Consider the following 25,433-nt stretch of genomic DNA (forward strand, 5'->3'; position numbering starts at 1 on the left):
CCATGGTCCAATGTCGCCATCGTGTCGGTAAAAGTACCTTTCCGGGTCGACTTAAACGATTAAGACAGGCGTCTGGTGTTCAGCCTGTGGAGGCGTTGCGATGAAACCCGGGTTGATTCCTGCGAGCTGTTTTCTGGCGGTCATTGGCGCTGTCTCGCCGGCCGCGGCGGCCGATCTCACGCTCTCCTGCGGTGCCGTGGGCGCCGAGCTGCAGTTGTGTCAGGCCGGCGTCAAACGCTGGGAAGCGCAGACGGGCCACAGCGTTGAGGTGGTCTCCACGCCCAATTCGGCCACCGAGCGGCTGTCGCTGTATCAACAGATCCTCAACGCACGCTCCAGCGATATCGACGTATTCCAGATCGATGTGGTCTGGCCCGGTATGCTGGCGCCGCATCTGATCGATCTGCATGACCACCTGGACGAGGGCGCCACCAACGGCTTTTTTGACGCCATCGTCGACAACAACACCGTCGACGACCGGCTGGTGGCGATGCCCTGGTTTACCGATGCCGGCGTGCTCTACTACCGCAAGGACCTGCTCGACAAATATGGCCTTGAAGTCCCCACCACCTGGGCGGGCCTTACCGAGGCGGCACAGACGGTACAGGCCGGTGAGCGCGAGGCAGGGCGAAGTGATTTCTGGGGCTACGTATTTCAGGGGCGCGCCTATGAGGGACTGACGGTCAACGCGCTGGAATGGATCGCAAGCTATCCCGATGGCGGCACCATCGTCGATGAAAACGGCGATATCACCGTCAACAATGCGCAGGCGGTCGAGGCGCTGTCGCTGGCGGCCGGCTGGATCGACAATATTTCACCGCGGGGCGTGCTCAACTACACCGAGGAAGAGGCGCGCGGTGTCTTTCAGTCCGGCAATGCGCTGTTCATGCGCAACTGGCCCTATGCCTGGGATCTGGTGCAGTCCGAGCAGAGCAGCATTCGCGACCGGGTCGAGGTCGCGCCGCTGCCCGCCGGGGGCGACAGCGGCGAGAGCGCTGGTGTACTGGGCGGCTGGAATCTGGCCGTATCACGCTACAGCGATAATCCTGACATGGCCGCCGACCTGGTTGCTTTTCTCACCTCGTTTGACGAGCAGAAACGTCGCGCCATCGAAGGGGCCTATAACCCGACGCTGCCGGCGCTCTATCAGGATGACGAGGTGCTGGCGGCAGTGCCTTTCTTCGGCACGCTCTACGAGACCTTCACCTCGGCGGTGCCGCGCCCGGCTGCCGTCACCGGTGACAATTATCCCCGTGTCTCCAACGCCTTTTTCAACACCGTGCATGAAGTGCTTTCGGGCAATGCCGAGGCCGATCAGGGGCTTGAGCGTCTTGACGGCGAGCTTGAGCGCATCAAGCGGCGTCGCTGGTAATCCGGCCGGAGGCGTACGACATGAGTCGCGATCAGCAGGCAGTATCGACAGGTTCAAGCGGCATGCCGCGCCGCGAGCGCGGTACCCGGGTGCGACGCCAGCGGGTGCGCGCGGCGTGGCTGTTTCTCCTGCCCATGCTGGTCGTGCTGACAGCGGTGGCCGGTTGGCCGCTGCTGCGCACCTTCTGGTTCAGCCTGACCGATGCCAGTCTGTCCAGCCTTGATGGCGCACGGTTCATCGGCCTTGAGAACTATCTCGTGTTTGATGACGGCTGGTACGGCGTGCTGGCCGACCCGCTGTGGTGGCAGTCGGTGTGGAATACCCTTTACTTCACCCTGGTGTCGGTTTCGCTGGAGGCGGTACTGGGCGTGATCGTGGCGCTGGTGCTCAACGTGCGTTTTCGCGGCCGGACGCTCGTGCGTGCGGCCATGCTGATTCCCTGGGCGATTCCGACCGTGGTGTCGGCCAAAATCTGGGCGTGGATGCTCAATGACCAGTTTGGCATCATCAATCACCTGCTGATGGCCGTGGGCCTGATCGCGGCACCGCTGTCCTGGACAGCGGATGCCAGTCTGTCCATGTGGGCGGTGATCATGGTCGACGTCTGGAAGGCCACGCCCTTTGTGGCGCTTCTGGTGCTGGCGGCACTACAGATGCTGCCCGGTGACTGCTATGAAGCCGCGAAGGTCGATGGTATCCATCCGGTAAAGGTCTTTTTTTGCGTCACGCTGCCATTGATCATGCCGGCACTGCTGGTGGCGGTGATCTTCCGGGCACTGGATGCGCTGCGCGTATTTGATGTCATCTACGTGCTCACCTCCAACGCGTCCTCGACCATGACCATGTCGATTTACGCTCGTCAGCAGCTGGTCGAGTTTCAGGACGTGGGTTACGGCAGCGCGGCCTCGACGCTTTTGTTCATGATCATCGCGCTGGTCACGGTGGTTTATCTCTACCTCGGCCGCCGCCAACTGGGAGGTGGGCAATGAGTCTGCGCAGGCTGAAAGCGGTTCTTCTGAAGATCGGCTTCTGGCTGCTGGTGGCGGTGCTGATGCTCTATGCCGTCTTTCCCTTCTATTACGCGGTGGTCACCTCACTGAAGCCCTCAAGCGAGCTGTTTGAGGTGAGCTACTGGGTCGACAGCGTCGATCTCTCCAATTATGCCACGGTGCTCTCCCAGCCCACCTTTCTGGCCGCCATTCGCAACTCGGTGATCGTGGCGCTCAGCGTGGTAGCAATCGCGCTGCTTTTGGGGCTGACCGCGGCCTGGGCGCTGGGTCGGGTACGCTTTCGTGGGCGCACGACGGTCATGATGCTTGTACTGGGCGTGTCGATGTTTCCACAGGTGGCGGTGCTCTCCGGGCTATTTGAGGTGATCCGCACGCTTGATCTTTATAACTCCCCGGGCGGGCTGATTTTGAGTTACACCATTTTCACCCTGCCGTTTACGGTGTGGATTCTGACCACTTTCATGCGCCAGCTTCCCGATGAGCTGGAAGAGGCCGCGATCGTTGATGGCGCCTCGCCCTGGGTGACGCTGACGAAAGTCTTCATGCCGCTTTTGTGGCCGGCCATGGCAACCACCGGACTGCTGGCCTTCATTGCGGCGTGGAACGAGTTCCTCTTTGCCCTGACCTTTACGCTGACCGACAGCCAGCGCACGGTGCCGGTGGCGATCGCGCTGATCTCTGGCGGCAGCCAGTACGAGCTGCCCTGGGGGCCGATCATGGCCGCTTCGGTGATCGTGACCGTGCCGCTGGTGGTGCTGGTGGTGATCTTTCAGCGCCGCATTGTTTCGGGGCTGACCGCCGGGGCCGTGAAGGGCTAGGGCTCGACTGAAAGGTGCCTGCGCTCGACCATATGGCGTTAAAAATTAACTGGAGCGCCAGTCCGATCAAGAGGCTCATTTACACCCCCCCGGTGCGTGGTGCGCGCGGCTCTGCAGGAGAGACACATGGCTTCTTTGACGCTTGAGAAGATCAACAAGCGCTTTGGTGCGACCCGAGTGATCGAGGATGTTTCGCTCGAGATCGGTAACGGCGAATTCGTCGTTTTTGTCGGCCCCTCGGGCTGTGGCAAGTCGACGCTGTTACGCCTGATTGCGGGGCTGGAATCGATCACCCATGGCGAGCTGACCATCGATGATCAAAGGGTCAACGATCTGACGCCGCCGGAGCGGGGCATCGGGATGGTATTTCAGTCCTACGCGCTTTATCCGCACATGAGCGTGTATGACAACATCGCCTTCGGCCTGAAGCTTGCGAAATCGGCAAAGGAAACAGTCGATGAACGCGTGCGCCAGACGGCAACAATCCTGCAGCTCGATGGGCTGCTGGATCGCCTGCCAAAGGCGCTCTCCGGCGGACAGCGCCAGCGCGTCGCGATCGGTCGGGCGATGGCCCGGGAGCCGAAGATTTTGCTGTTTGACGAGCCGCTGTCCAACCTGGACGCTGCGCTGCGAGTGCAGACCCGCAACGAGATCGCCCATCTGCACGAGCGGCTTGGCTCGACCATGATCTATGTGACCCACGACCAGGTCGAGGCGATGACGCTGGCCGATCGCATCGTGGTACTCAATGACGGTCACATCGAGCAGACCGGCACGCCTCGCGAGCTCTACGAGAAGCCCGCGTCGCGCTTTGTGGCCGGCTTTATCGGCTCGCCGACCATGAACTTTCTCACTGTTAAGGCGCGCAGCGAGGGCGAGAGCGGCTGTCGCATCACCGTGCCCGGCTTCAAGGAGCAGGTGCTGCCTCATCGAGTGCCAGTCGGCGAAGAAAACAGGCCCCTGACGCTGGGCGTGCGTCCGGAGCATCTCACTCCAGTGGCTACCGAGGGCGAGGCCGGCTTCAGGATCGTCAACGTCGAGTATCTGGGCAGCGAGGCCTACCTTTACCTGGAGCGCTCTGATGGCGAGGCGCTGGTATGTCGCAGCGAGGCGCCCAGCCCCTTTGCACGCGGTGAGCGTGTGACCCTGGCGTTTGCTTCGCATCGGGCCCATCTTTTCGATCATAACGGCCGGGCGTTGCCGCTGGCCGACGCCGGGCGCACCGATGCGCCGGCAACGATGTCCTGAACTTCTCACACACGACGGAAGCGCATATGACTCAGCAGCATTCCCGGCCACAGTGGTGGCATGACGCCGTGATCTATCAGATCTATCCGCGCAGCTTCATGGATGCCAACGGCGATGGCATTGGCGATCTGGAAGGCATTACGCAGCGGCTCGACTACCTGGCGAACCTGGGGGTCGATGCGCTCTGGCTCTCACCCTTTTACCGCTCGCCGCAGGCGGATGCCGGCTACGACGTGGCCGACTACCGCGACGTCGATCCGCTGTTCGGCACGCTCGAGGATTTCGATGCGATGCTGTCGGGTGCCCATGAGCGGGCCATGCGGATCATCGTGGACATCGTGCCCAACCATACCTCCAGCGAGCACGTCTGGTTTCAGGAGGCACTGGCCTCACCCTCCGGCAGTCGGGAGCGCGCGCGCTACATGTTCCGGGAAGGGCGTGGCGAAAACGGAGAGCAGCCGCCCAACAACTGGCAGAGTGTGTTCGGCGGTCCGGCCTGGACGCAGGTGCCCGGTGAGCGTGAGTGGTACCTGCACCTTTTTGATTCCAGCCAGCCCGATCTCGACTGGCACAACCCCGAGGTGCTCGAGGAGTTCGACAACGTGCTGCGCTTCTGGCTCAAGCGTGGCGTTGACGGGTTTCGCATCGATGTTGCCCACGGCATGATCAAGGCGCCGGGACTGCCGGACTGGGACGGCAGCCAGGCGATGATCGAGGGCGGCAACCCGGGGCCGATGTGGGATCAGGACGGCGTGCACGACATCTATCGCCGCTGGAACCGGGTGCTGACCGAGTTCGGGCGTGATCGCATGATGGTGGCCGAGGCCTGGGTGCATCCGCCTTCTAAAACGGCGCGCTATGTGCGCCCTGACGAGATGCAGCAGGCGTTCAACTTTGACTATCTGCTCACCCCCTGGGATGCGGACAAACTGCGCCACGTTATCGATACCTCGCTTGAGAGCTACGGCGCGGTCGAGGCGCCCACCACCTGGGTCATGTCCAACCATGACAGCGTGCGCCACGCCTCACGGCTGGGGCTGTCACGCCCCGGCGCGCGGCCCAACGGCATCGATGCCGACAGTGAACAGCCCGATGAGGCGCTGGGCCTGCGTCGAGCGCGAGCGCTCATCATGCTGACGCTGGCCCTGCCGGGTTCGGCCTATCTCTATCAGGGCGAGGAGCTGGGGCTGCCGGATCACACCACCATGCCGGCGCGCTATCGTCAGGACCCGACCTTCCATCGCACCAACGGCGAGCAGATCGGCCGTGACGGGTGCCGGGTGCCGCTGCCCTGGCGCGCCGATGCGCCGGCGTTCGGCTTTAGCACCACCGGCGAGAGCTGGCTGCCGCAGCCGGAGAGCTACGCTCGCTACACCGCCGATCGCCAGCTGGAGGATGAAAGCTCGACGCTGTCGCTTTATCGCCATCTGCTGGCCATGCGCCACGAGCACGGACTGGGTCATGGTCAGCTGGTCTGGCAAAAGAGCCCGCGTGCTGATGTGCTGTGTCTGTCCAACGGGGCCGTTACCGTGATGCTCAATCTGGGCGAGGCGCCGGTGGCGCTGCCTGAGGGGCGCGTGGCGCTGCAGAGCGTGACGGACGCCGTCAGTGACGATCATCTGGCCGGCAATGCGGCCGTCTGGCTGACGACGCAGTGACCCCGACAGGGCGACGCGCCATGACGAGGCGGGGCAGGGGGGCGTCGTGAGTCGCCGGCCGCCGCCGGTAACGCTCCGGTCGGTCGCCGAGCATCTGGGCGTGTCGACGGCGACGGTTTCCAACGCCTTCAACCGGCCCGACCAGCTCTCCTCGACACGTCGCGAGGAGATTCTGGCGGCCGCCCGGGCGCTGGGCTATGAGGGCCCGAGCAGCCGGGGGCGCACGCTGCGTACCGGGCAGACCCGCATCATCGCCGTGATGCTCTCTGACGGGCTGGGCTACAGCCTCGGCGATAGCGTGGCCGGCGGCTTTCTGGCCGGCATTGCCGAGGTGCTGGACGATCTCGGTTATCACCTGCTGCTGCTGACCGATGCCGGGCGTACTGACCGGCAGACGCCCTCTCTTAACGGCGTGGCAGACGGCTATCTGGTCTACGGCTCGATCCCTGAAGAGGGGACCCTGGCGCTGCTGCGTCATCAGCACCAGCCGCTGGTCACCGTGGACATGCGTCTGCCGGGGCTGGCCTCGGTCCAGATCGATCATCGCGCCGCGGCACTGGGCATTGCCCGCCATGCGCTGGCCGGCGGCGCGCGGCGCCCGGCGATTCTGGCGCTGCGCATGACGCTGGAGGCTCCCGGTGGGCCACTCGAGCGGCACTCGCGCTGGTCGCAGCCCAATTCGGTGGCCATCGAGCGGCTGACCGGTTTTGATCAGGCGCTGCGCGAGGCCGGCCACGACCCTGACCGGGTGGCGCTGTGGAACGTTGATGGCAACACGTTCGAGGCGGCCGCGCCCGTTATTGAAGCCCTTCTGACCGAGTCCGCTCCGGATCTGTTGCTGTGCATGTCGGATCGCCTGGCGCTGACCGCGCTGAGTCTGGCCGAGCAGCGCGGCATCAGGGTGCCCGAGCAGCTGCGACTGACCGGCTTTGACGGGATTGCCGAGGGCCAGCGCCGCCGCCCCATGCTGACCACGGTCCATCAGGACAGCCACGCCAAGGGCGTGATGGCGGCGCGCATGGTGGTCGGTGAGTGTCACGAACGCGACGTGGTTCAGCCGGTCTGGATCATTCACGGCGATACCTGCCCGCCGACGCCCTGACGCCGGGGCTGTCTTGACCTTCCTTGCCTTCTTCCCGAATGCGTGATGGCGCCGTTGCGCCTTGTTATTGCGCCGTCGCCTGACGGGGTCGACATACGATCACCTGCGCTGGCGGCCTGTCTGTCATACACCGATCGGTTCGTGTAGCGGTGACGGGCGAATGCCGCTTGAAATAATCATGGCTTCTTGGAATTTTGAATTGTCATAAGTTTTTTTTTGAACGGTTGTTAAACTACGATAGTGTCACCCTGAGTCACAGTCATAAAAACAGCACCGACTGTCAGGACTCTCTTCCAATCTCCAATAATCAATCAGGAAGACACATGAGTGAGACAACGAAAGACAACGCCCCTTCGGGGGACAGACTCAATCCGACCGTTTTCTACGGGTCGTTTATCGGCATCGTGGCGTTTTCGCTGTGGGCGATGATTGCCACCGAACAGGCCAGCGGGGTCATCAACGCCGTACTGGGCTGGATCTCCAACACCTTCGGCTGGTATTACTTTCTGACCGTTGTGGTCTATCTCGGCTTTGTGGTGTTTCTTGGCGTATCACGCTTTGGCAAGATCCGGCTGGGCCCGGAGCATGCCCGACCCGACTTCAACATGTTCTCCTGGTCGGCGATGCTGTTTTCCGCCGGCATCGGCATCGGCGTCATCTTCTTTGCCCTTGCCGAGCCGCTGACCCAGTTCTATACCGCGCCCGGCGCCCCTGAAGACCAGGTGGAGGCTGCGCGCTATGCCATGCAGCTCACCTTCATGCACTGGGGGCTTTCAGGCTGGGGCATCTATACGCTGGTGGGCATGTCGCTTGCGTTTTTCAGCTATCGCCACAATCTGCCGCTGACCATTTCCAGCGCGCTCTATCCCATCATCGGCAAGAAAATCTACGGCCCCATCGGCCATGCCGTGGATATTGCGGCGGTGCTGGGCACCGTGTTCGGCATTGCGGCCAGTCTCGGGATCGGGGTAATTCAGCTCAACTACGGGCTGAACTTCATGTTCGGCATCGCCGAGAGCGCCTGGACCCAGACCGCGCTGGTCCTGCTGATCGTGCTGTTTGCCACCATCTCGGCGGTGACCGGCGTGGAGCGCGGCATTCGTCGCCTTTCCGAGTTCAATATTTTGCTGGCGGTGGCGCTGCTTTTGTTCGTGCTGTTCGCCGGCGATACCATCTTTTTGCTCAATGCGCTGGTCATGAACGTGGGCGACTATCTCTCCTCGTTCGTTCGAATGTCGTTTCATACCTACGCCTTTGATCGGCCGATGGACTGGCTCAACTCATGGACGCTGTTTTTCTGGGCCTGGTGGATCGCCTGGGGCCCGTTCGTGGGACTCTTTCTGGCCCGCATCTCCCGCGGTCGTACCATCCGCACCTTTGTGGCCGGTACTCTGACGCTGCCGATCGCCTTCATGATGATCTGGATGTCGCTGCTGGGAAACAGCGCCATCGACATGGCGATCAGTGGCGCCACCGAGTTCGGTCAGCAGGTCATGGATAACCCGCCGGCGGGCATCTATCTCTTTCTGGAGCAGTATCCCTTCCCGGTCATTACAACGATTGCCGTCAGTATCCTGGCGATCATCTTCTTTGTGACCTCGGGCGATTCCGGCGCGCTGGTGCTGTCGAATTTCACCTCGGTGCTCAAGGATGTCAGCAGCGATGCGCCGGTGTGGATGCGCATTCTCTGGTCGGCGGTGATCGGTATTCTGACCCTGGCGCTATTGCTGGCCGGGGGGCTTTCCACGCTGCAAAGTGCGGTGGTGATCACGGGCCTGCCGTTCTCGGTGGTGCTCTTTTTCATGATGGCCGGGCTCTACAAGGCGCTCAAGGTCGAGGCGTTCAAGGAGGAGAGCTATCGGCTGAGCCTGGCGGGGTCGCTTTCCGGTCGCATGGGCAGCAGCCGTGGCGGGCAGGGCAACTGGGAGCAGCGTCTGGACCGGGCGATGAACTTTCCGGATCGAGGCGAGGCGCAGCGCTTTCTCAAGGAGCGGGTGCACCCGGCCATGACGGCCATCAAGGACAGGCTCGACAGCCAGGACGTCGGTGTGTACGTCTGTGGCGGCGAGCAGAACGAGCATGACTATCTCTCGCTCAACGTCGATTTCGGCAACGAGCAGAACTTCACCTACCAGGTCTGGACGCGGGCCTTTGCCACGCCGGCCTTTGCCATGCGCACCAAAAAGGCCTCGGAAAACTACTACCGACTCGAGGTGCATCTGCTGGAGGGCAGCCAGGGCTACGACCTGATGGGCTATACCGAGCAGCAGGTGATCGACGACATTCTCGATCAGTACGAGCGCCACCTGCAGTTTCTGCATCTCAACCGCATGGAGCCCGGCCACATCAACATGCCGGACAGCCCCGAGCAGCCGCCGGTCTAGGCGCATCTGTTGGCAATGCAAAGGGCCCGACCGTCATGGTCGGGCCCTTTTTCATGGCACGAGGCAGGCCGCGTCCGGCGGGGTCAGGCCCGGGCCGCCGGCCGCGCCAGTACAATGGCAAGCGCTGCGGCCACGACCAGTGCGATAAAGGCGTAGTGCAGCGTGATGGCCTCGGCCAGAAAACCCAGCATTGGCGGGCCGCCCAGCATGCTCAGATAGCCCAGCATGGCCACCGAGGCAATCGCCCCTGACGGCGACATGGATCGATTGCGCCCGGCCAGGCTCAGAAGGCATGGGAACAGGGTCGACATGCCGATGCCGGCCAGTGCAAAGCCGAGCAGAGCCAGAACGGGGTCGGCCACAATGATGGCCAGCATCAGTCCGGCCAGCGCCAGCGCGCTGCCGACTTCAAGGGCGCGTACCGCGCCGACCCGGTCCAGCCAGCGATCGCCCAGCAGCCGGCCGACGGCCATGGTGCCGGTAAAGACGGCAAGTCCCAGGGCGGCATGCCCGCGCGAGGCGCCAAGGTCGGTAAGAAAAAGCGCTGACCAGTCGGCCATCGAGCCTTCGATGAAGACCACGGCGGCGGCGATGACGCCCAGCAGCCAGACCCGGCCCTTCGGACGCACGAACAGCGCCCCGACCGGTCGCTCGGCGCGCGGTGGCGGTGCCAGCAGGTGGCGGTGGCTGATCACAATGCCGATGAGCAAAAAGCCGGCGACCAGCAGCAGGTGCCAGCGCGGCGTCAGCCCCAGCGTGGCCAGAGCGCCGCCGATCAGCGAGCCGGCCATGCCCCCCAGGCTGAACAGGCCATGAAAGGAGGACATGATGGAGCGTCGATAGCGACGCTCAAGCGTGGCCGCCTGATCGTTCATGGCGATGTTGAGAAGCCCCATGCCGGCGCCGAAGACGGCCAGAGCCAGGCCCAGCGTCAGCGGGGAGAGGGCAAACCCGATCAACACCAGCGAGACCACGATGGCGGAGGCCGCCACGCGGGTGATACGCCGGCTGCCAAAGCGGGTGTTGAGATAGTTCGACAGTAGCGTCAGGCCCAGCGACCCGATGACCGGACACAGCAGCAGCGCGCCGAGCTGGGACTGGGACAGATCGAGCAGGGTGCGAATGTCGGGAATGCGAACCGCCCAGTTGGAAAAGGAAAGCCCGGAGAGGGCAAAAAACCAGGCAATGGCAGCACGGCTGGCAGGCGCGCGTGCGGCAACGCGCTCGGGGTCGTTCATGGGGTACTCCTTGTCAAACGCGATGCGCCGGCAGCCTCCACGGGAAGGGCGCATCATTCATCGTTAGCGGGTTCGAGATTGAATCGGCAGCCGCGAGGCGCCCGGCCGGCCGTCTCGCCCTGGCGCTCGCGATGCGCATCGTGTGTCTATCGAGACATGGCAGACATCGCATGGTGAGTCTGCTGATCGTCGGTCAGGCGCACCAGCGCCTTGAGGACGTCATCCTGCAGCGGCTGTGGCAGTGCCGGCTGCTGGCTGTGCTGCATTGCGTTTGAAAGCTCGTTGTCGCCGAGCACCCGGACATCGGCATTGTCCCTGACCCGCTCGATGCGCCAGCCCGGCAGCACCAGCATGGCCTGGACGGGCACGTCCTGTTTGCAGTCGCGGGTCAGGCGCTCATGCAGCCAGCGCCGGGCGCGCTGCGCCTCGCGCACCGGACGCGCCTCCTCCCGGTCGGGAAAGTGGAGTCGTTCGCCGTCGAGTCTGAGCGTGTGGGCGTTGTCCCGGGCGACCTCAGGGCCGGCCTGTCGAGTCCGCACCAGAAGTGAAAAAATGCCGTGGTCGGTGACCACGACATGGTCGATGGTAAAGCCATCGGCCGGAACATCATGGAAGATGCGAATGCCCTGCTGCTGGGTACGCAACAGGTTTTGCAGGTCGTGCGCCACGTTCATGGCACCGGCCAGGCGCAGGCGCAGATTCGAAATTCGGTAGGAAAGTGCCATCATGAAAGCGCCCACGATCAGTGCCGCGATCGTGGTGATCAGTCCATAGATGCTCCATTCAAGCCAGTCCTGATGCGACGAGAACAGCATGCGACCCATGCCGTAGATCAGCGGCGTGATCGCAAGCACCGGCCCCAGAGCGCCGGCCAGAAAGAGTTTGACGCGCGCCTCGGCCAGTCGCTCGCGAAAACGATTGCCGGACTGGCGAAGCCGCTGGCCGGACGGTGAGAAACCGGGCTTGTCCTGAAACAGATGGCGCAGCCCGAGGACCACCACGGCCGTGGCGAACAGGGGGGTCAGAAAGATCAGGGGAAGCAGATATTCCAGCCAGCGCATGACGTCATCCCGGTAGGTTGAGGTTTAGTCTAGCGTTGTGTCGGGTTGGCATCCATGCCCGACAGCGATTTTGCTGTCGTTCGGTCGCCAGGTTGTAAGGAGGGATCATGAGTAGTGCACCGGGTGTCGACGAACAGGCACTGATCGATCTTGTAAGACATCATCCTCGCCTGTGCGTTCTGACAGGCGCCGGGGTGAGTACCGACAGCGGCATCCCCGACTATCGGGACGAAGCCGGGGCGTGGAAGCGACCCCCGCCCATGACCCATCAGGTCTACATGAAAAGTCATCTCGGCCGCCAGCGCTACTGGGCGCGCAGCCTGGTCGGCTTTCGCCTGCTTGCCGGCGCCTCGCCGGGGCGGGCGCACCATACGCTGGCCGCGCTGGAAGCGCAGGGCCTTATCGAAGGGATCATCACGCAAAATGTCGATCGCCTGCATCAAAAGGCGGGCAGCAAACGTGTGGTGGACCTGCACGGTCGCGCCGACCTGGTGCGCTGCATGCAGTGCAATCTGCTGGTGCGTCGCCATGTACTGCATGACCATCTGGCCGAACTCAACCCGGACTGGGTCGGCATGGATGCCGAAATTGCCCCGGACGGTGACGCCTATCTCGATGACGTGGATTTCTCGGACTTTCGGCTGCCGGACTGCCCGCGCTGCGGCCACGGCATTTTAAAGCCCGACGTGGTGTTTTTTGGCGACAACGTACCGCGCGCTCGGCTGAATCGGGCCATGTCGATGCTCGATGACAGTCAGGCGCTGCTGGTGGTGGGCTCCTCCCTGATGGTGTTTTCCGGCTTTCGCTTTGCTCGTCACGCGGCGGCCCGGGGTCTGCCGGTCGCCTGCATCAACCGTGGCCACACCCGGGCCGATGCGCTGTACACCCTCAAATGCGAGGCATCCATCGACGAGAGCCTGACCGCCCTGCTGGCCGGGCTGTCAGGCTCTCGGCCGTCGCCGGAAGCTACCGGTTGACCGGTGTCAGCGGCACACGCACCTGCTGTGCGGGCGCGCCATCGGTGAGTACCGGCAGGGGTTCCAGCGTCAGATAGCGTGTGTCATCGCCTTCGCGCAGAGCGGCGCTCAGGGCGTAGCGTCGATCGCTGTCGATATGGTGGCGGTCATACTGCAGCATGAACGGCACCGGCCAGCGCCCGTGGGTGTTTTGATCGACCTGGGCGACGGTGGTGCGCCCCTGGGTGACATCCAGCAGGCGAATTTCCAGCCGGGCGTCATCAGCGATCGGCGCCTGCTCGTCGCTGATGGCTTCCCCCGAGAGCGTGGCGAAATCGGGACCGCTGGCGAACAGCGAGCAGCCGCTCAAAAGGCCGGTCAGCAGCAGTGAGGCAGCAAGCAGTGAGGCGCGAAATGAAGGACCCGACATGATCAGCCCCCCGCCAGTTTGACGGTATAGCCGCGCTTTTCCAGCTCGGCGCGCAGGGTGTCGCGATGATCGCCCTGAATCTCGATGACGCCCTCCTTGAGCGCGCCGCCGCTGCCGCAGCGCTTTTTCAGCGCCTGCATCAGGGTTTTCAGCGCATCGCCTGGCAGCGGTATGCCATGCAGCGTGGTCACGCCCTTGCCCTTGCGTCCGGCCGTCTCACGTTTGATACGCACGATACCGTCAAGCGATGACAGCCGCGTCTCATCCTGCGCCTTTTGCTCATCGCTTTCGTCGTGCTTGCGCATATCCCCGGTTTCGGTGGAATACACCTTGCGGCTCAACTGATCGCGCAGTGATGACATGGTTCGACTCCCGCTCGCCTCAAGAAGGCCCAAGAATAGCGCAGCCCCGCGACAGTTCGAAACGACGGGAGAGGTCAAGGCGCGAGAAATACACACCCAAACCGGCCCTTTTCTGCCGATCGATTGCGACCGCGCTGCGTACACTTGCGTTCATTCAATGACGTCGACGTTATCGGCGCACCGGAACACAGATCATTTTTGAGAGGCTACGTCATGCGTCGTATCGCAACCGCTGTCATCACCGGATCCCTGCTGCTGGTCACCAGCGCCGCCGCCATGGCAGAAGATCACTGGTCGGTCGCCGGCAGTGCCGGTACGACCGGTCTGGGCGCCAACGTGAGCTGGCGCTTTCATGATCACTTTGCCCTGACCGCCGGCTACAGCGGCTACGAATACAACGACCTTGACCATACCAACGGTGACTACACCTACGATGGCAAGGTCGACATGGACATCTACAGCCTCAAGCTGGACATCTACCCCTGGGTCAACAGCGGCTTTTTCCTGTCCGCCGGTGCGGTCAAGCCGGACGTTCAGATCCGGGCCACGGGACGCTATACGGGTGGCGACAGCTTCGATGACTTTGGCGGCATTGACATCAGCGCTGATGATGCTCGCCTGGATGGTCGCGCCAAGCTCTCCGACAACGTCGAGCCCTATCTGGGCATCGGCTGGCGCAACAGCTCAAAGCAGGGTCTGGGCTTCTATGCCGAAGCCGGCGCCTTCTGGATCGACCCGAGCGTCTCGCTGACGCCCCGCGGCAACGCGCTCGACATTCCGGGTGTGCGCCCCATTGCCGAGCGTGAAGCCCGTGACCAGGAAGACGATCTTCGCAGTGACCTGAACAAGTACAACGTCTACCCGGTCGCCGTTATCGGTATCGAGTACACGTTTTAAACTCGATTTCTCGTGAACTTGCCCCGCTCTGCGGGGCTTTTTTGTGTCCGACTACCCGTGACTCTTCCCTGTCAGCCGCTCGGGTTCGTGCTTTTGCGGCTCGAGTATCGATCGCAAGCCACGCTGATCACACGGGTATGGCCGTTGATGACAGGTGCTCAAGCGCACAGGCGCCCGGTCGATAACCTTTCAAACCTGTCTGGTTCGCCGCACTGAAGCGGATGCCTTTCAGTGATGCGATAAGGTCACCGTCGTGGCCGTGGCAAACAACTCAAACAACTCAAACAACTGCAGGCAGGTGCCAGAAACAATGGAATCCACCATGCAGGAAGAGGCCACCGAGCTGGATCGGGCGCTGGAAGGCGAGGGGTGGTTCGGGCGTGTCACCCTGCCGGCCGAGCAGATGAGTGCATTTGCCGCCAGCACCCGGGCGGCGCGTCAGCGTGCCCTGTCGGTCTCCGTGGTCATCGGCCTCGGGTTTTATGTTGCCTTTGCCCCCGGGGACTGGTTCGCCGTGCCCGACCGGATACGGCTGGCCCTGACCCTTCGCCTTGGCGTCGTACTGCCACTGGGCCTTGCGGTGCTCTACTGGCTGCATCGCGCGCGTGGCCCGCTGATCGTCCAGCAGTGCGTGACCTGTGGCTTTCATCTTCTTGCGGTGGCGATGCTGGCGGTGTTGATGGTGCTTTCCAGCTCCGTCAACGCGCTGGGGTTCGTGTTTGCCAACTACGCCGTTTTGATGGCGATGGTCATCAGCATGGCGCTGCCCCTGCGTCTGGTGATGATACTGGCTGTCATTGTGGTGTTGATTCAGTCGGCAGCGATCGCCCATGGCCCGCTCAGACTGCCGGTGCTTGAAATTCACAATCTGATGATCGCCATTGTCATCATCGGCCCGGCGCTGTTTGCCCACCGGACGCTTGAAAACGAGCGCCGTCGCCACTTTCTGCTCATCACCCGTGAGGAGCGTCGCAAGCGCCAGCTCGCCGAGCAGCGCGATATGCTCGGTCGTCTGGCCGCGCTTGATCCCTTGACCGAGCTTGCCAATCGACGCGGCTTTCACGCAGGCCTTGCCAGTGATCTCGAACGAATGGCGCCGGGGGCGGTGGTGGCCATGGCCATGATCGATATCGACAGCTTCAAGGCCTATAACGACCACTACGGCCACGCCGCCGGCGACCGGGCGCTGCGGCGCGTGGCACAGGCGCTGGCCGCGGCCGCCGAGCCGCACGGGCGTGCCGGGCGTATCGGGGGAGAGGAGTTTGCCATCTTCGTGACCGGCATGACCGGCGCAGCGCTTGCACCCTATGCCGAGCGCCTGCGGGCCAGCGTTCAGGGGCTGTCCATGATGCATCATCACAGCACGACGGCCGGTGTGGTCACCGTCAGCATCGGGGTGGCGCTGGGGTACGCTGAAACGTGCGATACCACCCGGCTGTTTGAAGCCGCCGATGCCGCGCTCTATCGCGCCAAAAGCGCCGGGCGCAACCAGGTGATGATCGATGATCTGACCCGTGGCGATGCCGGCGTCAGCCGGGCCGGGTGAGGGGTTTGATGCGCCATGATGAATATGATGGTTGTGCCTGACAGTTCCGGCGCCCTGCGCCAGGCTTGGAGGACTCGTTTTCATTGACGAATGGCTCAGGAGCTTACATGGCACAGGGAAAAGTGCGCTACGCCGTCCTCGGCGGCGGAGAAATTTCACAGGGTGCGTTCATGCCGGGCATCGCGGCCAGCGACAACTCGGAGATGACGGCGCTGGTCACCGGCGATCCGAAAAAGGCCGAGGTGCTGAGCAAGCGCTACAACCTCAAGGTCTACGGCTACGACGACTACGAGACGCTTTTACACTCCGGCGAGATCGATGCCGTCTATGTTGCCACGCCCAACTTTCGCCATCGCCAGGACACCGTGCCGGCGCTGGAAGCGGGCATTCATGTGCTGCTGGAAAAGCCGATGGCGACCAGCGTCGAGGACTGTGAGGCGATGATCGAGGCCGCCGAGCGCGGCAACGCCAAACTGATGGTCGCCTACCGACTGCACCACGAGCCGGGCACACTCGAGATGATTCGGCACATGCGTGAGGGCACCATCGGCGCGCCGCGGTCGTTCTCCTCGCAGCTCACCCAGGATCTCAACTCGAAAAACCACCGCGCCCTGCACGGCTACTGGGCAGGTCCCGTGCCCGACATGGGCGCCTATCCGATCAACGCGGTACGCCATCTGTTCGGCGCCGAGCCGGTCGAGGTCAGCGCCATGAGCGACAACACGCCGGGGCGCGACTATACCTGTGACGACAGCGTGAGCGTCAGCCTGCGCTTTGCCGAGGGTCGACTGGCCCAGTTTTTTGTCAGCTACGCCACCAGCGGCCACAACCACCTGTCGGTCATCGGCGCGCGCGGCGCGCTGTTCTCGCGCCCCAGCTACATGTTCGGCCCGACGGTGTCGATCGATTATGACCTGAGCGTTGACGGCGAGATCACGGCCCATTCGCCCGGCCCGGTGGAGCAGTTCGGCGGTCAGACCGACTACTTCTCCCACTGTATTCTCAACGATATCGACCCCGAAGCCGACGGCACGGAAGGCCTGCGCGATGTGCGCATCATGGCAGCCATCGAGCGCGCGCTGGAAAGCGGTCAGCCGCAGTCGCTTGAGCCGCTCGAGTATCGTGAGCGTATACAGCCGGATCAGGTGCGTCGCCTGACACCGGTCGAGCCGCCGGAAGTGATCAGCGTCGAGACTATCAGCGGCGACTGAGTCATTCCGGTAACGTGTGTGATCGCAAAAGGGCCGCCCGACAGGGGCGGCCCTTTTTTATGCCGGTCTTTTACGGCGATGTTGCACGGTTGGAAGGCCGGCGCGGTCAGGAAAGCGTCAGCATGGTTTTCATGCCCGGATGGCTGTCGTGCCAGAGCAGCGCCTGGCGCCAGTCAGCAAGCCGGAAATGCTGCACCGGCGCCATGTTGACGTCGCGCAGCAGGGCCCAGAGCGTTTCAAAGCCTGCCTGCCACTCGGTGTGCTCCAGCCCCTTGATGTGATCGCGCAGATGAAAGCGGCGCACGCGCGCACTCATGCGCTGCGGGCTGATGGGCACACCGGAGAGCAGCCCGTAGGTGACGAACACGCCGTCAGCGGGCATGTGGGTCAGTAATCGGTCGGCCAGCCGCCCGCCGGTGGCGTCAAAAATGCGTCCGGCGCGCCCGGCGGCGGCATCAATGGCGTCGTGATCGTCCTGATCCAGCACGTGTACGCCCATCTCGGTCAGCGCCTCGCGGTGATGGGCGCTGCGCCAGATGCCGGTCACCGAGCGCGCCCCGCAGCACAGCGCCCACTGCGCCAGCAGCCGCGCGCAGTTGGAGCCGGCCGCAGTCAGCAGCACATCGCATCCATCGACCGGCCAGCGCTGCAGCATTGTCATGGCCGTCATCGGGTTGATCCAGGCCCGCGCCGCCACGTGATCGGGAATATCGTCGGGTACAGTAATGGCCAGGCGCGGGTCGCAGTCCAGCGTCTGCTGCCAGGTACCGGGGCCGCGCAGCGGCAGCACTCGCCGCCCCTCGAGAGCCCGCCATGGACCCTGTGCCCTGGTCACCACACCGACCCCTTCATGGCCGGCCACCAGCGGCGGCGCGATGCGATGGCGGTAGATGCCGGCAATCGGAATCAGATCCGAGGGGTTGATGGGCGCGCAGGTCATGCGCACGCGCATCTGATCATCCTCCAGCGGACCATCGGGCCGAGGCTCCAGGTGCAACACTTCCAGCGGTGAGCCAAAGCGGTGATAGCGCAGCGCGGGGCTGGGCATATCGATCGGCAGCTCGGCGTAAGCGGTGGCAGCAGTCATGGCGGACAACCTCCCTTTGAATTGTTGTCGTTAAAACAGAGCGATTTGCTGATGAGGTGGCGCAAATCGCGTGGTATCGAGTCGCTCCTCCTCACGGCGGCGATTGAGCCCGAACCGGCGGATGGCCAGTCGAAAGCGCTGGGTGAGCAGATCGGCGAAGGGGCCTTCACCGCGCAGGCGATGGCCGAAGCGGCTGTCGTAGTCACGCCCGCCGCGGGTCTGGCGGATCAGGCTCATGACGTGCTCGGCCCGATCGGGAAAATGCTCGCAAAGCCACTGCTCGAACAGGGGGCGCACCTCATGAGGCAGACGCAAAAGTGTATAGCCGGCGCTGGTGGCGCCGGCGTCACGGCCGGCCTGCAGCAGTTTTTCCAGTTCCCGGTCGTTGATCATGGGAATCATCGGCGCGGTGATGATGCCGACCGGCACGCCCGCCTCGCGCAGGGTACGAATAACCTTCAGCCGCGCCTTTGGTGAGGCGGCGCGTGGCTCCATGACCCGCTTGAGATCACTGTCCAGCGTGGTGAAGCTGATAAACACCCGCACCAGCCGCTCGCGGGCCAGCGCTCCGAGCAGATCGAGATCGCGCAGGATCAGCGCACTGCGGGTGGTGATGGTCAGCGGATGGCGATGGCGCAGCAGCACTTCAAGGAGCTGGCGGCTTAACTGGTGCTGGCGCTCGATGGGCTGATAAGGATCGGTATTGGCGCCCAGTGCCAGGGGTTCGCAGACGTAGCCGGGGTGCGCCAGCTCTTCGGCCAGCAGTGCCGGCAGATTGGTGCGCGCGATCAGGCGCGTTTCGAAATCAAGGCCCGGGGAGAGATCCCAGTACGCATGCGAGGGGCGGGCAAAGCAGTAGATGCAGCCGTGTTCGCAGCCCCGGTAGGGGTTGAGCGAGCTTGAAAAGGGCATGTCCGGTGACTGGTTGCGCGAGATCGCCGTGCGGCTGTGTTCCGGGCGCACCTCGGTGGCGTGGCTGGCAGGTGTATCTGCCTGCCACCAGCCGTCATCGACCGCCTCGATGCGGATGCGGTCGAAGCGGTGATGCAGATTGTCGCTGGCGCCGCGGCCGGTAATGGGTCCACTCGACATGCCCGGGTCCTCCCTGAGTACTGTTTAAATATACAGTTATTACAGGGAGAACCCAAGCCGTCATTGGCAGCGGTACAAAAGGTTACGCCAGTGCCTTCAGGTCCTTGAGCAGAGCGTCAAGGCGTGCCTCGGTGAAGCTCGAAAACGAGATCAGGGCGCGCAGCGGCAGGTAACGACCCATGGCGTCCATCAGATCATTATCGCCGCCCTTGTCCATCAGACTATTGAGCATGGGCAGCTCCTCGGCGAGGTCGGCAAGATGCTCGCGCAGCACCCGAGCAGCGCTCTCATGCGTTTGCAGATCACCCAGCAGAGTGTTGCGATCGATCGCCGGCAGCGGCGTCTCGTCGCCGTGCACCTCGATGGACCGGCTCAGGCGAATATCCCGTGAGGAGGCGCCAACGCGAACTTCGAAGCTGCCGGTGGGCAGGCGCCAGTCGGCGCGTTCGGCGTCGTACCAGCAGAAGTCCCGACGCGCGAGTGTCATCTCGACCCGGGCCGTCTCGCCCGGCGCGAGCGTTACGCGGTCGAAGCCGCGCAGCGCCTGCGCCGCCACCGGTACGGTCTGCGTTTGATCACTCAGGTAGAGCTGCACGATCTCGCTGGCCTCGCGTTCGCCGCTGTTGGTGACATCGAGACTGACCGTGAGCTGCTCATCGCCGCTAAAGGTGTCGGCGGAAAGCGTCAGGTTGGCGTAGTCAAAGCGGCTGTAGCTCAGCCCGTGACCGAAGGGGAAAAGGGGCGCGACGCCCTGGGTATCGTGGTAGCGATAGCCCACGAAGATGCCCTCGCCATAGCGCACCACGTCACCTTCGCCGGGGAAGTTGAGATGGACCGGATTGTCTTCCAGGCGCTGCGGGAAGGTTTCGGCCAGCTTGCCGCTCGGTGAGACCTCGCCATAGAGCAGATCGGCTACCGCGGCGCCCACCGCCTGGCCGCCCAGATAGCCTTCCAGAATGGCGCTGACCTGCCCGGCCCAGGGCATCACGATCGGCGCGCCGTTGGCCAGCACCACCACGGTGTTGGGCTGGGCGGCGGTGACCGCCTCGATCAGGGCGAGCTGATTGGCCGGCAGATTCAGATGGGTGCGGTCATAGCCTTCCGACTCGTGACGGTCGGGCAGCCCCAGACACAGCACGGCAACGTCTGCATCGCGCGCGCGCTGGACGGCTTTCTGTTCGAGCTGCTGATCGGGGGCGTCGCGGTCGATCTCGAAGCCTTTGGTATAGTCAAAGCTCGCGCCGCGGGTCTCGAGCGCTTCCAGCAATGGCTCGACGCGGGTGGCGTTGACGTGTGAGCTGCCGCCACCCTGATAGCGCGGGCGCTCGGCAAATTCACCGATCACGGCCACGCGGCGCTCGTTGGCCAGCGGCAGGGTGCCATCGTTTTGCAGCAGCACCATGCTCTCACGGGCAATGCGACGGGCCAGCTGGTGGTGGTCCTCGGCGTCGAACGAGGCGTTTTCAAGGCGGGCATCGGCGGCCTTGAAGGTGACACGCAGCAGCCGCTCGACGGCAAGATCCAGCACCGCCTCTTCCAGCTGGCCGTTCTGCACGGCGGCCACAATCTGCGCGTCGCGTTCGCCGCCGGAAGCGGGCATCTCGAGCTCCATGCCGGCGGCCAGCCCCGGCACGCGCTCGTTGACCGCGGCCCAGTCGGAGACCACGTAACCTTCAAAGCCCCACTCGTCGCGCAGGATCTCGGTCAGAAGCCGCGGATGTTCGCTGCAGTACTCGCCGTTGAGCCGGTTGTAGGCGCACATGACCGTCCAGGGCTGCGTCTCCTTCACGGCGTACTCAAAGCTGGCCAGGTAGATCTCGCGCAGGGTGCGCTCATCGACTCGCGCATCCACCGACATGCGGCGATGCTCCTGATTATTGGCGGCGAAGTGCTTGAGCGAGCTGCCCACGCCGCGCGACTGGGTACCGCGAATATGGGCCGCCGCCAGGTGCGAGGAGAGCAGCGGATCCTCGGAGAAGTACTCGAAATTGCGCCCGCACAGCGGCGAGCGCTTGATGTTGGCGCCCGGCCCCAGCACCACGTGCAGCCCTTCGGCCTGAGCCTCATCCCCCAGCGCGGCGCCGAGCTGTTCGAGCAGCGCCACACTCCAGGAGCTGGCAAGGCCGGCGGCCGTGGGGAAGCAGGTGGCCGGTTTGCTCTCGTTCACCCCAAGGTGGTCCTGATCCTCACCCTGAGCACGCAGCCCGTGGGGTCCGTCGGAGAGGTTGATTGCGGGAATGTCCAGGCGCTCGACGGCCTTCGTACGCCAGAAGCTATCGCCCGAGCACAGGCCGGCCTTCTCCTCCAGCGTCATCTGTTCGATCAGGCTTTTCAGGTTGCGCATGATATTGCTTCCTCGTCGGTCGGATGATTGGGAGATGTGAATGCGCTACGCCGCCGTGGGCTTGGCCGTGCGGATCTCGGCCATGCGGCGATCCCCCAGCGGGTAGATCAGCATCAGTGCCGCCACGCCCAGCGCGCCAAGGGCCGGCAGCACGCTCATCATGGATTTGATCAGCACCAGCACGGTCTCGCTCTGCTCGGTATTGGGGGTATAGCCGTAGGTCGTGAACAGCACGCCGGTCAGCAATCCGCCGATGCTCATGCCGAACTTCTGACTGAAGGTGACGGCGCTGGTGGTGGTGCCGGTCGCGCGGTGCCCGCTTTTGTATTCCACGTAGTCGGCGATATCGCCCACGATGGCCCACATGGTGGGGGCAATGATGCCGTTGATGAACTTGGCGGCCATGAAGGCGCCAAAATAGAACGCCTGGCCCATGTCGGCGGCCATGAAAAAGCTGGCAAGCGCCAGGGCGTAGGCCAGATTGGCGCCGATCATGACGCGGCGCTTGCAAAAACGCCGCATGATCAACTGGTTGACGATTACCCCTACCACCATGCTGGCGTAGCCCATGGCCAGAAACAGTGACACCGAGGCACTCTCGCCGACGTAGTACTTGAAAAAGTAGATGGCCGCCGAGTCCGGCATCAGCGTCAGGGTAAAGACCAGAATACTGGTGGCGAACATGATCCAGAACGGCCGGGCGCGGCCAATGTGGGCAAAACTTTTCAACGGATTACTGGCGCTGTCGCCCTCGACATAACGCTCGCGCACGCCGCGAAAGGTCATCAGAAAGACGATGAAGGTGATCACGCCATACAACGTATAGGTCAGCGCAAAGCCGCGCTGCTCGTCACCGTCGCCCAGCCATTCCACCAGTGGCAGCGTGGCGTAGCTGATCAGCACAAAGGCGATGTAGGAGAGCAGCATGCGGTAGTTGGTCAGCTGGCGGCGCTCGTCGTTGTTGGTGGTCATCGACACCGGCAGCGCCGAATAGGGGATGTTGACCAGCGTATAAAGGCCCATCAATGCGATATAGGTCACGAAGGCGTAAATGATGCGGCCGGTCTCGCTCAGAGCAGGCGTTGTGAAGGTCAGCGCCAGCATGACGCCAAGCGGCAGCGAGAAGAACAATAGATAGGGGCGCAGGCGGCCAAAGCGGGTGCGGGTGCGATCGGCCAGCAGCCCCACGGCCGGGTCGGTGACCGCGTCCCACAGCCGGGTGACCAGAAACAGCGTGCCCACCAGTGCCGGGCTGATGCCGAACACGTCGGTATAGAAATACATCAGATACAGCGACAGCGAGGCCCAGGTGAAGGCACTGGCAAAGTCGCCCAGTCCGTAGCTCAGCTTCTCCTTCACTCCCAGCATTGGCATGCCCTCATTGTCATCCCGCGTTTATGAAACCGGTTTCATGATGATCTGTCGAGGGCCATCTCACTATGCGACCTTGGGTTAAACTGATGGCGGGCGATCATACGGGCAGGCAGACGCTCTGCTTGTCGTCACCCGCCGCATCTGGTCAAGTGAGCTCATAACCACAAGGATGTCGTCATGCCTACCATTCGTGAGGTCGCCGCCCGCGCCGGCGTGTCTCCTGCCACGGTGTCGCGCGTCATGAAAGGCGAGGTTCGGGTCAACGTCGAGACGCGCACGCGCGTCGAGGCCGCCATCAGCGCCATGGGGTACGCCCCCAACGCCTTTGCCCGTTCGCTCGCCTCCAACCGGCTGGGCGGCGTAGGGCTTGTGATCTCGCATCTGGCCGGGCCCTTCATGGGCCGGGTGATGGCGACACTGGAAGCGGCGCTGCGCCGCGCCAATGTCTCTTTGCTGGTCGCCTCCGGCGGCGGCGAGGCCAGCCGCGAGCAGGAGGCGGTGGACTTTCTGCTGGGGCGGCGCTGCGACGGGCTGATCGTGCACGCCGATGCGCTCTCCAATGAGACACTTGCCGCGCTTGCGACACATACGCCGCTGGTGGTGTTCAACCGGCTGGTGCCGGAGATCGCCGAACACTGTATCCATCTGGACAACGAGTGCGGCGGCTACCTGGCCACACGCCATCTGCTGGACCGGGGCCATCGAAACATTGCCTGTCTGACCGGGCCGCTGCGCCAGCAGGACGCCGCCGGCAGACTGGCCGGCTATCGACGGGCACTGCGGGAGCAGGGGATCGAGGCAGATGATCACGCCATTATCGAGGGTGATTTCACCGAGCGCAGCGGCGAGCAGGGCATGGCCACCCTGCTGGCCCGTGAAATGGCGGTCACGGCCGTGGTGGCCGGCAACGATGACATGGCACTGGGCGCCATGGCGGTGCTGAGGGCGCAAGGGATCTCGATGCCGCAGACCATTTCATTGATCGGCTATGACGATGAGGCCTGCGCGCGTCATGTGGTACCGGCTCTGACGACCGTTCATGCGCCGCTGGAAGAGATGGCACAAAACGCCGCCGAGCGGCTTTTAAGGCTGATCGATGGCGCCACGCCGGCACCCTCGTCCCCCTTTGTGCCGACGCTGATCGAGCGGGAAACGGTGGCTGCCCCGCCAGCCTGACTATTCCTGCTGTGAGGCCCGGGTCGGCTCAGCACCGGCGGCGCCTGCGCTGACCGCCGCCCGCTTGCGCCAGCGCAGATTGATAATCGCGATACCGCCGACCACCAGTGCCCCGCCGGCCAGCTTGCTCAGGGCCATGCTCTCGCCGAGTATCACCACGCCCAGCGCCACGGCAAAGACCGGCGTGAGCAGCGACCAGGGGACCAGCCGCGCCACCGAATGCTTGCGCAGCAGCGTATACCAGACGCCATACGCCAGAATCGACGACATCACTGCGCTGTAAATGACCGCGCCCCAGCCCCGCCAGCCGGCCGTGACCATCGCCTGCCACTGCGACTGCTCGAACAAAAGCGACCCGATCCCCACCAGCGGCACGGCAAACAGCGACAGCCAGCCGGCCATGGTCAACGGCGCGATCGTGGGCGCCACCTTCACGATCAGATTGGTAATCGCCCAGCCCAGCGCACTCAGAATCAAAAGGGTCAGCGCCAGCGGCCCCGGCAGGGTCGGCCCGCCGGCCAGCACGGCCACGCCTGACAGCGACACTAAAAGCCCGACCGTGCGATTGAGCGTCAAACGCTCCTTGAGAAAGATCGCCGCCAGGATCGTGGCAAAGGGGGTGCCCAGCTGCACCAGCAGCGCGCCGGTACCCACCTCGGTGTAGTTGAGTCCGATAAACAGAAAACCAAAGTGCATCAACCCAAAGGTACCCGCCAGTGCCACAAGCCAGGGCAGCTGTACGCGGGTAATGCGGGTAAAGGGTACGATCAGGGCGGCCACCAGCATAAAGCGCAGCGTGGTGATCAAAAGTGGCGGCATCTCATCAAGGCCCAGCTTGATCATGATCGTGTTGAAGGCCCAGACCAGAATGACGCCCAGTACCAGGGCGGTGTCGCGAAGAGGCACGAAAGCTCCCGTGAGTGATCAGCAAAGATGATGGTCGAGCGACCCCGGTAATGAGGCGCGCCTCGAAGGGCAGGTCAGCCACGTATGTTAGCAGCTTGCCTGTGTCGTCCTCATGATCATCGAACGGGTGATCCGATCTCCTTGCCGGGAGAGAGCCATCT

General features: G+C 63.5%; 21 protein-coding genes. 12 read left to right on the forward strand and 9 right to left on the reverse strand.

Annotation, left to right across the window (positions count from 1 at the left end; translation table 11 throughout):
* Positions 1–100: 100 nt before the first annotated feature.
* The 7 genes from ACS92L_RS14350 to betT all read left to right on the forward strand — a co-directional run bounded on the left by ACS92L_RS14350 (position 101) and on the right by betT (position 9,592).
* Complete coding sequence (locus ACS92L_RS14350; RefSeq protein ID WP_438765752.1) at positions 101–1,372, forward strand: ABC transporter substrate-binding protein; 1,272 nt, start codon at positions 101–103, stop codon at positions 1,370–1,372.
* Between the two features lie 20 nt (positions 1,373–1,392).
* Complete coding sequence (locus ACS92L_RS14355; protein WP_438765753.1) at positions 1,393–2,361, forward strand: carbohydrate ABC transporter permease; 969 nt, start codon at positions 1,393–1,395, stop codon at positions 2,359–2,361.
* Positions 2,358–3,200, forward strand: a complete 843-nt coding sequence (locus ACS92L_RS14360; RefSeq protein ID WP_438765754.1) for a carbohydrate ABC transporter permease — start codon at positions 2,358–2,360, stop codon at positions 3,198–3,200. The genes ACS92L_RS14355 and ACS92L_RS14360 overlap by 4 nt, the downstream gene beginning before the upstream one ends.
* Before the next feature lie 126 nt (positions 3,201–3,326).
* Entirely contained in the window at positions 3,327–4,448 is a 1,122-nt protein-coding gene (locus ACS92L_RS14365; RefSeq protein ID WP_438765755.1) for an ABC transporter ATP-binding protein, read from the forward strand.
* Between the two features lie 26 nt (positions 4,449–4,474).
* Entirely contained in the window at positions 4,475–6,106 is a 1,632-nt protein-coding gene (locus ACS92L_RS14370; RefSeq protein ID WP_438765757.1) for a glycoside hydrolase family 13 protein, read from the forward strand.
* Between the two features lie 46 nt (positions 6,107–6,152).
* A complete protein-coding gene (locus tag ACS92L_RS14375; protein ID WP_438765758.1) occupies positions 6,153–7,208 on the forward strand; it encodes a LacI family DNA-binding transcriptional regulator in 1,056 nt (351 codons plus the stop codon).
* Positions 7,209–7,531: 323 nt separating this feature from the next.
* Positions 7,532–9,592: a choline BCCT transporter BetT gene (gene betT, locus ACS92L_RS14380; RefSeq protein WP_438765759.1), complete on the forward strand. Its 2,061-nt coding sequence runs from the start codon at positions 7,532–7,534 to the stop codon at positions 9,590–9,592.
* Between the two features lie 83 nt (positions 9,593–9,675).
* Here betT and ACS92L_RS14385 read toward each other — a convergent pair whose 3' ends face one another.
* Both ACS92L_RS14385 and ACS92L_RS14390 read right to left on the reverse strand, forming a co-directional pair.
* Positions 9,676–10,830 carry an MFS transporter gene (locus ACS92L_RS14385; protein ID WP_438765760.1) on the reverse strand — a complete coding sequence of 385 codons (1,155 nt, stop codon included), beginning with the start codon at positions 10,828–10,830 and terminating at the stop codon, positions 9,676–9,678.
* Positions 10,831–10,976: 146 nt separating this feature from the next.
* A complete protein-coding gene (locus ACS92L_RS14390; RefSeq protein WP_438765761.1) occupies positions 10,977–11,891 on the reverse strand; it encodes a nuclease-related domain-containing protein in 915 nt (304 codons plus the stop codon).
* Positions 11,892–11,998: 107 nt separating this feature from the next.
* Here ACS92L_RS14390 and ACS92L_RS14395 point away from each other — a divergent pair, with 107 nt between their 5' ends.
* On the forward strand, positions 11,999–12,868 hold the full coding sequence (locus ACS92L_RS14395) for an NAD-dependent protein deacetylase (protein ID WP_438765762.1): 870 nt from the start codon (positions 11,999–12,001) through the stop codon (positions 12,866–12,868).
* Here ACS92L_RS14395 and ACS92L_RS14400 read toward each other — a convergent pair.
* Together ACS92L_RS14400 and ACS92L_RS14405 are read right to left on the reverse strand one after the other, a co-directional pair.
* Positions 12,858–13,277, reverse strand: a complete 420-nt coding sequence (locus tag ACS92L_RS14400; protein ID WP_438765763.1) for a YbaY family lipoprotein — start codon at positions 13,275–13,277, stop codon at positions 12,858–12,860. The two genes, ACS92L_RS14395 and ACS92L_RS14400, sit on opposite strands and share 11 nt — an antisense overlap.
* Before the next feature lie 2 nt (positions 13,278–13,279).
* Complete coding sequence (locus tag ACS92L_RS14405) at positions 13,280–13,639, reverse strand: translation initiation factor (RefSeq protein WP_438765765.1); 360 nt, start codon at positions 13,637–13,639, stop codon at positions 13,280–13,282.
* 213 nt (positions 13,640–13,852) lie between these two features.
* On the opposite strand from ACS92L_RS14405, the gene ACS92L_RS14410 reads away from it, so the two are divergent.
* From ACS92L_RS14410 to ACS92L_RS14420, 3 genes are all read left to right on the forward strand, one after another.
* The gene (locus tag ACS92L_RS14410; RefSeq protein WP_438765766.1) at positions 13,853–14,536 is read left to right on the forward strand and encodes a hypothetical protein; all 684 of its coding nucleotides are present in this window, start codon (positions 13,853–13,855) and stop codon (positions 14,534–14,536) included.
* 310 nt (positions 14,537–14,846) lie between these two features.
* On the forward strand, positions 14,847–16,082 hold the full coding sequence (locus ACS92L_RS14415) for a diguanylate cyclase domain-containing protein (RefSeq protein ID WP_438765767.1): 1,236 nt from the start codon (positions 14,847–14,849) through the stop codon (positions 16,080–16,082).
* 107 nt (positions 16,083–16,189) lie between these two features.
* Positions 16,190–17,293, forward strand: a complete 1,104-nt coding sequence (locus ACS92L_RS14420) for a Gfo/Idh/MocA family protein (protein ID WP_438765768.1) — start codon at positions 16,190–16,192, stop codon at positions 17,291–17,293.
* Between the two features lie 106 nt (positions 17,294–17,399).
* On the opposite strand, the gene ACS92L_RS14425 is transcribed toward ACS92L_RS14420, so the two are convergent.
* The 4 genes from ACS92L_RS14425 to ACS92L_RS14440 all read right to left on the reverse strand — a co-directional run bounded on the left by ACS92L_RS14425 (position 17,400) and on the right by ACS92L_RS14440 (position 23,190).
* Positions 17,400–18,380: a zinc-dependent alcohol dehydrogenase family protein gene (locus tag ACS92L_RS14425; RefSeq protein ID WP_438765769.1), complete on the reverse strand. Its 981-nt coding sequence runs from the start codon at positions 18,378–18,380 to the stop codon at positions 17,400–17,402.
* Between the two features lie 30 nt (positions 18,381–18,410).
* Positions 18,411–19,472 (reverse strand): PA0069 family radical SAM protein, encoded by a 1,062-nt coding sequence (locus ACS92L_RS14430; protein WP_438765770.1) that lies wholly within the window; start codon positions 19,470–19,472, stop codon positions 18,411–18,413.
* 82 nt (positions 19,473–19,554) lie between these two features.
* The gene (locus ACS92L_RS14435) at positions 19,555–21,816 is read right to left on the reverse strand and encodes a glycoside hydrolase family 3 C-terminal domain-containing protein (protein ID WP_438765771.1); all 2,262 of its coding nucleotides are present in this window, start codon (positions 21,814–21,816) and stop codon (positions 19,555–19,557) included.
* Between the two features lie 45 nt (positions 21,817–21,861).
* Complete coding sequence (locus ACS92L_RS14440; protein WP_438765772.1) at positions 21,862–23,190, reverse strand: MFS transporter; 1,329 nt, start codon at positions 23,188–23,190, stop codon at positions 21,862–21,864.
* A 177-nt stretch (positions 23,191–23,367) separates the two neighbouring features.
* On the opposite strand from ACS92L_RS14440, the gene ACS92L_RS14445 reads away from it, so the two are divergent.
* Entirely contained in the window at positions 23,368–24,366 is a 999-nt protein-coding gene (locus ACS92L_RS14445) for a LacI family DNA-binding transcriptional regulator (RefSeq protein WP_438765773.1), read from the forward strand.
* On the opposite strand, the gene ACS92L_RS14450 is transcribed toward ACS92L_RS14445, so the two are convergent.
* The gene (locus tag ACS92L_RS14450) at positions 24,367–25,272 is read right to left on the reverse strand and encodes a DMT family transporter (protein WP_438765774.1); all 906 of its coding nucleotides are present in this window, start codon (positions 25,270–25,272) and stop codon (positions 24,367–24,369) included.
* Positions 25,273–25,433: the final 161 nt, after the last annotated feature.

Source organism: Kushneria halocnemicola (assembly GCF_965650455.1).
Taxonomy (GTDB): Bacteria; Pseudomonadota; Gammaproteobacteria; order Pseudomonadales; family Halomonadaceae; genus Kushneria.

Coding starts and splice junctions, on each gene's coding strand:
- ACS92L_RS14400 (WP_438765763.1), bottom strand. CDS start 13,277: ATGTCGGGTCCTTCATTTCGCGCCTCACTGCTTGCTGCCTCACTGCTG.
- ACS92L_RS14405 (WP_438765765.1), bottom strand. CDS start 13,639: ATGTCATCACTGCGCGATCAGTTGAGCCGCAAGGTGTATTCCACCGAA.
- ACS92L_RS14425 (WP_438765769.1), bottom strand. CDS start 18,380: ATGACTGCTGCCACCGCTTACGCCGAGCTGCCGATCGATATGCCCAGC.
- ACS92L_RS14370 (WP_438765757.1), top strand. CDS start 4,475: ATGACTCAGCAGCATTCCCGGCCACAGTGGTGGCATGACGCCGTGATC.
- ACS92L_RS14385 (WP_438765760.1), bottom strand. CDS start 10,830: ATGAACGACCCCGAGCGCGTTGCCGCACGCGCGCCTGCCAGCCGTGCT.
- ACS92L_RS14410 (WP_438765766.1), top strand. CDS start 13,853: ATGCGTCGTATCGCAACCGCTGTCATCACCGGATCCCTGCTGCTGGTC.
- ACS92L_RS14350 (WP_438765752.1), top strand. CDS start 101: ATGAAACCCGGGTTGATTCCTGCGAGCTGTTTTCTGGCGGTCATTGGC.
- ACS92L_RS14435 (WP_438765771.1), bottom strand. CDS start 21,816: ATGCGCAACCTGAAAAGCCTGATCGAACAGATGACGCTGGAGGAGAAG.
- ACS92L_RS14360 (WP_438765754.1), top strand. CDS start 2,358: ATGAGTCTGCGCAGGCTGAAAGCGGTTCTTCTGAAGATCGGCTTCTGG.
- ACS92L_RS14355 (WP_438765753.1), top strand. CDS start 1,393: ATGAGTCGCGATCAGCAGGCAGTATCGACAGGTTCAAGCGGCATGCCG.
- ACS92L_RS14390 (WP_438765761.1), bottom strand. CDS start 11,891: ATGCGCTGGCTGGAATATCTGCTTCCCCTGATCTTTCTGACCCCCCTG.
- ACS92L_RS14445 (WP_438765773.1), top strand. CDS start 23,368: ATGCCTACCATTCGTGAGGTCGCCGCCCGCGCCGGCGTGTCTCCTGCC.
- betT (WP_438765759.1), top strand. CDS start 7,532: ATGAGTGAGACAACGAAAGACAACGCCCCTTCGGGGGACAGACTCAAT.
- ACS92L_RS14365 (WP_438765755.1), top strand. CDS start 3,327: ATGGCTTCTTTGACGCTTGAGAAGATCAACAAGCGCTTTGGTGCGACC.
- ACS92L_RS14420 (WP_438765768.1), top strand. CDS start 16,190: ATGGCACAGGGAAAAGTGCGCTACGCCGTCCTCGGCGGCGGAGAAATT.
- ACS92L_RS14430 (WP_438765770.1), bottom strand. CDS start 19,472: ATGTCGAGTGGACCCATTACCGGCCGCGGCGCCAGCGACAATCTGCAT.
- ACS92L_RS14415 (WP_438765767.1), top strand. CDS start 14,847: ATGGAATCCACCATGCAGGAAGAGGCCACCGAGCTGGATCGGGCGCTG.
- ACS92L_RS14440 (WP_438765772.1), bottom strand. CDS start 23,190: ATGCCAATGCTGGGAGTGAAGGAGAAGCTGAGCTACGGACTGGGCGAC.
- ACS92L_RS14395 (WP_438765762.1), top strand. CDS start 11,999: ATGAGTAGTGCACCGGGTGTCGACGAACAGGCACTGATCGATCTTGTA.